The sequence below is a fragment of the Microbacterium sp. UBA3486 genome (genome assembly GCF_002377845.1).
Taxonomy (GTDB): domain Bacteria; phylum Actinomycetota; class Actinomycetes; order Actinomycetales; family Microbacteriaceae; genus Microbacterium; species Microbacterium maritypicum_A.
Genome location: NZ_DFQP01000006.1, coordinates 1 through 7,186, shown reverse-complemented (window position 1 = coordinate 7,186; position 7,186 = coordinate 1). Strand labels below are relative to the sequence as shown.

The 7,186-nt window shown below is 70.4% G+C and carries 6 protein-coding genes; 1 reads left to right on the top strand and 5 read right to left on the bottom strand.

Annotated elements, in window-relative coordinates; all coding sequences use genetic code 11:
* The 5 genes from B2869_RS00530 to B2869_RS00510 form a co-directional block, all read right to left on the bottom strand.
* A partial coding sequence (locus tag B2869_RS00530) for a sensor histidine kinase (RefSeq protein WP_292761376.1) occupies window positions 1–1,568 on the bottom strand: 1,568 nt, incomplete at its 3' end.
* Window positions 1,565–2,167 (bottom strand): potassium-transporting ATPase subunit KdpC, encoded by a 603-nt coding sequence (kdpC, locus tag B2869_RS00525; RefSeq protein WP_029260071.1) that lies wholly within the window; start codon window positions 2,165–2,167, stop codon window positions 1,565–1,567. The genes kdpC and B2869_RS00530, both read right to left, overlap by 4 nt.
* A 25-nt stretch (window positions 2,168–2,192) precedes the next feature.
* Complete coding sequence (kdpB, locus tag B2869_RS00520; RefSeq protein ID WP_292761371.1) at window positions 2,193–4,334, bottom strand: potassium-transporting ATPase subunit KdpB; 2,142 nt, start codon at window positions 4,332–4,334, stop codon at window positions 2,193–2,195.
* Between the two features lie 2 nt (window positions 4,335–4,336).
* Window positions 4,337–6,016, bottom strand: coding sequence for a potassium-transporting ATPase subunit KdpA (gene kdpA / locus B2869_RS00515; protein ID WP_292761368.1), 1,680 nt, complete (start codon window positions 6,014–6,016; stop codon window positions 4,337–4,339).
* Window positions 6,016–6,105 carry a potassium-transporting ATPase subunit F gene (locus B2869_RS00510; RefSeq protein ID WP_017201862.1) on the bottom strand — a complete coding sequence of 30 codons (90 nt, stop codon included), beginning with the start codon at window positions 6,103–6,105 and terminating at the stop codon, window positions 6,016–6,018. The genes kdpA and B2869_RS00510 overlap by 1 nt, the downstream gene beginning before the upstream one ends.
* Before the next feature lie 291 nt (window positions 6,106–6,396).
* Here B2869_RS00510 and B2869_RS00505 point away from each other — a divergent pair.
* The coding region (locus tag B2869_RS00505) for an SLC13 family permease (protein WP_292761351.1) at window positions 6,397–7,186 on the top strand (790 nt) is incomplete at its 3' end.

The window sequence follows — 7,186 nt, the reverse complement described above, 5'->3', positions numbered from 1 at the left end:
AGCACGGCGTTGTCGCCGCGGAGCACGTTGCCGGCGACTGCGGCGAGCAGCTCGGCCTCGGCGGCGGCGCGCTGCGCGGTGCGGGCCCGTCGCGCAGCCTGGTCCACGATGATGCTGACCAGGATCGCGATGAGCACGTAGAGGGCGAGCGCGAGCACGTGCAGCGGATGCGCGATCGTGATCGTGAACAGCGGAGCGACGAAGAGGAAGTCGAGCGTGACGCCCGAGAGCACCGCCGCGAACACCGCAGGGCGGATGCCGCCGATGAGGGCGACCACGACCACGAGCAGCTGGTACGCGAGCACCTCGGCGGTGATCGACTCGGGGCTGCGGAACGTGAACATGATCCACGACAGGATCGGTCCGAAGACGAGCGCGACGCCGAAACCGAGCAGCTGTCGACGCCAGCCCAGGGCTCCGCCGGTGATGCGCGGCAGCACCATCCGCCCACCCGCTGCGGCGTGCGTGACGATGTGCACGTCGATGTCGCCGGAGCGGCGGATGACCTCAGAGCCGATGCCGGGACCGGTCAGCGCAGCGGTGAGGCGACTGCGCCGGCTGACGCCGATCACGAGCTGGGTGGCGTCCGCGCCCTGCGCGAACTCGACCAGGGTGGCGGGGATGTCGTCGCCCACGACCTGGTGGTAGGTGCCGCCGAGCGACTCCACGAGCGTGCGTTGTGCGGCGAGGGCTCCCGGTGTCTCGTCGCGCAGGCCGTCCTGCGCGGTGATGTGCACCGCCAGCAGTTCGCCGCCGGCGGAGCGGGCCGCGATCCTGGCGCCGCGGCGCAGCAGGGTCTCGCCCTCGGGGCCGCCGGTCAGGGCGACGACCACGCGCTCCCTGGCCTGCCAGTTGCCCTCGATGCCCTGTTCCGCCCGGTAGCTGCGCAGCGCGCTGTCGACCTCGTCGGCGAGCCAGAGCAGGGCCAGCTCGCGCAGTGCGGTGAGGTTGCCGAGGCGGAAGTAGTTCGACAGGGCGGCGTCGATCCGCTCGGCCGGGTAGACGAGTCCGGCCGAGAGTCGATCACGGAGCGTCTGCGGGGCGAGGTCGACGACCTCGATCTCGTCGGCGGCGCGGACCACGGCGTCCGGGATCGTCTCCTGCTGCGCGATGCCGGTGATCTTCTCGACCACGGCGTTCAAAGACTCGATGTGCTGCACGTTGACGGTGGTCACCACGTCGATGCCCGCATCCAGCAGCTCGTCCACGTCCTGCCAGCGCTTGGTGTTGCGCGAGCCGGGGACGTTGGTGTGCGCCAGCTCGTCCACGAGGGCGATCTCGGGTGCCCGCTCGAGCACGGCGTCGACGTCGAGTTCGGTCAGGGCGATCCCGCGGTGGAGGTCGACCCGGCGGGGCACCTCGGGGATTCCGGCGGTCTGCGCCTGCGTCGCGGCGCGGTCGTGCGTCTCGACGATCGCGATCACGACGTCATGGCCCTCGTCGAGCATGCGTCGTCCCTCGGCGAGCATCTCGTAGGTCTTGCCGACGCCGGGGGCGGCTCCGAGGAGTACCCGGAGCCGCCCCCGGCGGGAGTGGCCGTGAGATCGACGAAGTGGCGCTGCGGTCATTCGCCCTCCCGTTCATCGAGCGCGAGATTGAGCTCGGCGACGTTGATGCGCTCCGCGCCGAGGAATCCCAGATCCCGCCCTTGAATCCTAGACTCCACGAGGTCGCGCACCTCCTGTGCGGAGAGTCCGCGGGCCTCGGCGACGCGCGGCACCTGCAGCAGTGCGTACGCCACGCTGATGTGCGGGTCGAGCCCGGAACCCGAGGCGGTGACCGCGTCGGCCGGCACCTGCGACGGGTCGACCCCCTCGCGCTCCGCGATCGCGGCCTTGCGCTCCGCGATCGCTGCGACCAGGTCGGTGTTCTCCGGGCCGAGGTTGCTTCCGCTGGAGCCTGCGCCGTCGTAGCCGTCGCCCGCGGCGGAGGGCCGCGACTGGAAGTACTCCGGGAGCGCCTCGCCGTCGTCATCGGTGAAGGACTGGCCGATCAGCGAGCTGCCCCTGTCGTCGGGAAGGGGGGAGCCATTGGCCTGCCACGGGAGCAGGAGCTGCCCGATGCCGGTGACCAGGAGTGTGTAGGCGACACCGAGCACGAGGGTGAGGACGAGCATCGCGCGGACGGCGACACCGGTGGTGCGGACCGCGGTGCGTGTGGAGGACATGTCTGGATTCCTTTTCCGAGCCGGGTCAGAAGCCCGGGATGAGACTGACGACGAGGTCGATGATCTTGATGCCGATGAACGGAGCGATCACGCCGCCGAGTCCATAGATCAGCAGGTTGCGCTGCAGGATCTGCGAGGCGCTCGCCGGGCGGTACTTCACTCCGCGCAGGGCCAGGGGGATCAGGAACACGATCACGATCGCGTTGAAGATGATCGCGCTGGTGACGGCCGACGCCGGCGAGTGCAACTGCATGATGTTGAGCGCCGCGAGTCCGGGGAAGACGCCCATGAACATCGCCGGGATGATCGCGAAGTACTTCGCGATGTCATTGGCGAGCGAGAACGTGGTGAGCGCTCCGCGCGTGATGAGCAGCTGCTTGCCGATGCGCACGATGTCGATCAGCTTGGTCGGGTCGGAGTCGAGGTCGACCATGTTGCCGGCCTCCTTCGCCGCCGAGGTGCCGGTGTTCATCGCCACGCCGACGTCCGCCTGGGCGAGCGCGGGGGCGTCGTTGGTGCCGTCGCCGGTCATCGCGACCAGACGGCCGCCCTCCTGCTCGCGCCGGATGAGCTCGAGCTTGTCCTCGGGCGTCGCCTCGGCGAGGAAGTCGTCGACCCCGGCCTCAGCGGCGATCGCCTTCGCCGTGAGCGGGTTGTCGCCCGTGATCATGACCGTGCGGATGCCCATCGCGCGCAGTTCCTCGAAGCGCTCGCGCAGGCCGTCCTTCACGATGTCCTTGAGGTGCACCACGCCGAGGACGCGACCGTCGGCACCGGGCGTCTTCACGGCGACCACGAGCGGGGTGCCGCCGCTCTCGGCCACGGCATCCGTGCGCGTCGTGAGCTCGACGTCGTCGCCGTCGAGCCCGAGCCAGGCCCGCACCGCGGAGCCGGCGCCCTTGCGGATCTGCGTGCCGTCGGCGAGGTCGAGGCCCGACATGCGCGTCTGCGCCGTGAACGGCACGACCACCGCGTCCTCCGGTGCGGTCACCCGGATGTCGTTCGCGGCGGCGAGTTCGACGATCGAGGCGCCCTCGGGGGTGGGGTCTGCAAGCGACGACAGTGCGGCGACGTGCAGCAGCTCCTCGCCGTCGACACCCGGGAGGGCGAGCACCTCGTGGGCGCGGCGGTTGCCGTAGGTGATGGTGCCGGTCTTGTCGAGCAGCAGGGTGGTGACATCTCCTGCCGCCTCGACCGCGCGCCCCGACATCGCGAGCACGTTGCGCTGCACGAGGCGGTCCATGCCGGCGATGCCGATCGCCGAGAGCAGCGCCCCGATGGTGGTCGGGATGAGGCAGACGAGCAGCGCGATCAGCACCGGGATGCTGACGGGAGAGGCGGCGTACGACGCGATCGGGTTCAGGGCGAGCACCACGACGACGAAGATGATTGACAGGCTCGCGAGCAGGATGTTCAGCGCGATCTCGTTGGGGGTGCGCTGGCGGCTGGCCCCCTCGACCAGCGCGATCATGCGGTCGACGAAGGTCTCCCCCGGCTTCGAGGTGATGCGCACCACGATGCGGTCGGACAGCACGCGGGTGCCACCGGTCACGGCGCTGCGGTCGCCGCCGGACTCGCGGATCACCGGCGCGCTCTCGCCCGTGATGGCCGATTCGTCGACGGTGGCGATGCCCGCGACGATGTCGCCGTCGCCGGGGATCAGCTCGCCCGCTGTCACGATCACGATGTCGTCGCGCTGCAGCTCGGCCGACGAGACCTGGGCGGTCGCGGCGTGCTCGGCGGCGGCATCCGCTGCCTTGTCGTAACCGACCACACGCCGGGCCATCGTGCTGGTGCGGGTCTTGCGCAGGCTCGCGGCCTGCGCCTTTCCTCGGCCCTCGGCGACCGACTCCGCCACGTTGGCGAACAGCACGGTGAGCCAGAGCCAGATCGCGATGCCCCAGGTGAAGGGGGCGGGAACCGCGGTGCCGCCGGAGTCGGCCGGGCCGCCCAGGAACGGCTCGGCGATCGCGAGCACGGTGGTGAACGCGGCGCCGACCCAGACCAGCAGCATGACGGGGTTGCGCACGAGCGCTGCCGGGTTGAGCTTGCGCAGGGCCCCGGGAAGGGCCTGCACGAGCTGCGACCAGCCGAAGGAGCGTGGCGGTTGTGCGGGTGTGGATGCCGGAGCATCCTGCTGTTCGGAGGGGGTGGTGATGAGGGTCATGGTCAGACGAGTCCTTCAGCGAGGGGTCCCAGTGCGAGCACGGGGAAGTAGGTGAGCGCGGTGACGATGACGGTCACGGCGAGGAGCAGGCCGACGAACTGCGGCCGGTGCGTGGGCAGGGTGCCGGAGGTCGCCGGCACCCGCTGCTGCGCCGCGAACGAGCCGGCCAGAGCGAGCACGAGCACGATCGGCAGGAACCGGCCGAGCAGCATCGCGATGCCGAGCGCAGTGTTGAACCACGGGGTGTTCGCGGTGAGTCCGGCGAAGGCGGAGCCGTTGTTGTTCGACGCCGAGGTGAAGGCGTAGAGCACCTCGCTCATGCCGTGCACGCCGGGGTTCAGGATGCTGGTCGACTCGACATCGGCGCGGATGCCGGGGATCGCGAAGCTCAGCGCGGTGCCGGCCAGCACGAGGGTCGGCGTCACCAGGATGTACAGGCTCGCGAGCTTGATCTCCCGCGGACCGATCCGCTTGCCCAGGTACTCCGGCGTGCGGCCGACGAGCAGTCCGCCGACGAACACCGCGATGATCGCGAGCACGAGCATGCCGTACAGGCCCGAGCCGACGCCGCCGGGGGCGACCTCGCCGAGCATCATGTTCAGCATGGGCATCATGCCGCCGAGCGCGGTGTACGAGTCGTGCATCGAGTTGACGGCACCCGTCGAGGTGAGGGTGCTGGCGCTGCCGAACAGCGTGGAGCCGAGGATGCCGAAGCGCACCTCCTTGCCCTCCATCGCGGCCCCGGCGAGTTCCGGAGCGGTGCCGCGGCCGGCCAGCTCGAGCGCCGAGAGGGCGAACGTCGAGACGAGGAAGATCGTGCCCATCACGGCGGCGATCGCGTAGCCCTGACGGTGGTCGCCGACCATGCGGCCGAACGTGCGGGGGAGGGCGAACGGGATCACGAGGATCAGCAGCACCTGCAGCAGGTTGGTGAAGCCGGTCGGGTTCTCGAAGGGGTGCGCCGAGTTGGCGTTGAAGAAGCCGCCGCCGTTGGTGCCGAGGAGCTTGATCGCCTCCTGCGAGGCCACCGGGCCGCCCGGGATGCTCTGTGTGCCACCGGACACCGTGGTGACGTCGGTGAAGCCCGCGAAGTTCTGGATCACGCCGCCCGCGAGCAGCGCCACCGCGCCGATGAGGGCGATCGGGAGGAGGATGCGGCCGAGACCGCGGATCAGGTCGACCCAGAAGTTGCCGATCGTGGCGGAACCACGGCGAGCGAGACCGCGGATGAGGGCGATCGCGATGGTGAGGCCCACCGCCGCCGACACGAAGTTCTGCACGGTGAGACCCGCGAGCTGCACGGTGTAGCCCATGGTCTGCTCGGGGGAGTACGACTGCCAGTTGGTGTTGGCCACGAACGAGGCGGCGGTGTTGAAGGAGAGCCCCTCCGGCACCGCCGGGAGGCCGAGGGACTGCGGCAGGAACGCCTGCAGTCGCTGCAGGCCGTAGACCAGCAGAACGCCGACCACCGAGAACGCCAGCACGCTGCGGGCGTACGCGCGCCAGGTCTGCTCCGACGACGAGTCGACGCCGATGAGCCGATAGACGCCGCGCTCGACCCGCAGGTCGCGCGCCGACGTGAAGACGTGGGCGATGTAGTCGCCGAGGGGGCGGTAGAGGAGCACGAGAACGACCACGACGGCCGTGACCTGCAGGATGCCGAACCAGATCGTCGCGTCCATCAGAACCTCTCCGGCGCGACGAGCGCGACCACGAGGTAGACGACGGCGGCGACCGCAAGGGCGGCGGCGAGGATCTCGAAGACGATCACAGCCGCTCCACCCCCTTGGCCACCAGGGACACGAGGGCGAACAGCGCGAGAGTCAGCGCGATGTAGATGATGTCGAGCACGGATCCGATACAACTCCCGCACGGCCCCGGCAGCCGCCATCCTCACGCTTCCCCTACGCCCTCCGCGCGGATGCATGCGGGTTGCTCACGGCATCCGCGTCCCCGCCGCTCCCGCCTGATCTCGTTCCGGTCGCACTTGCTGTCGCTTCCGATGCTCTCGGGCGGCAGCAAGTGCGACCGGAACGGCCCGCGTCGGCCATATGCTCACGAGGTGGGAATCAGAAGAGTGCGGATCGGCGCCGGGACGTGGGTCGTCGCCGGGCTGGTCGTGGTCGCCCTCGTGTGCATCGTCACCGGGTTCCTGCCGCGCTCCGACGCCGGGGCATTGGGCGAGCGGATCGCGCCCGTGCTGGGGTTCGTCGTCGCGATCACGATCGTCGCCGAGCTCGCCCGCGACGCCGCGGTCTTCGACGTCGTCTCGCAACGACTCGCCCGCTGGGGACGCGGTCGGGTGCTCGTGCTGTGGGCGCTGGTGGTCGCGCTCGCCGTGGTGAGCACGGTGTTTCTGTCGCTCGACACGACCGCCGTGATCGTCACCCCGGTCGTCGTCGTCCTCGCGCAGAGCATCGGCGTCTCACCCCTTCCCTTCGCCCTGGCGACCGTGTGGCTCGCCAACACGGCATCCCTCGCCCTCCCGGTCTCGAACCTCACCAACCTGCTCGCCGCCCCCGCTATCGGCGATGGCCCCGCGGCGTTCTTCGCGCTCAGCTGGGCACCGACGCTCGTCGGCATCCTCGTGCCCGTCGCGATCCTGACGATCCTGCATCGGCGCACGGTCTTCGGTGCGTACGAGACCCCGGTGGCACGGCGGCCCGCCGACCCGACGCTGTTCTGGAGCGCGACCGGCATCCTGCTCGTGCTGATGCCGCTGCTCGCCCTGACCCACGATGTCTGGATCCCGGCCACGGTCGCCGCGCTCGCGCTGATCGGCCTGTTCGCGGTCCGGCGGCGCCGGGCGCTGCGGCTCTCGCTCGTCCCGTGGCAGGCGCTCGCGCTCGCCG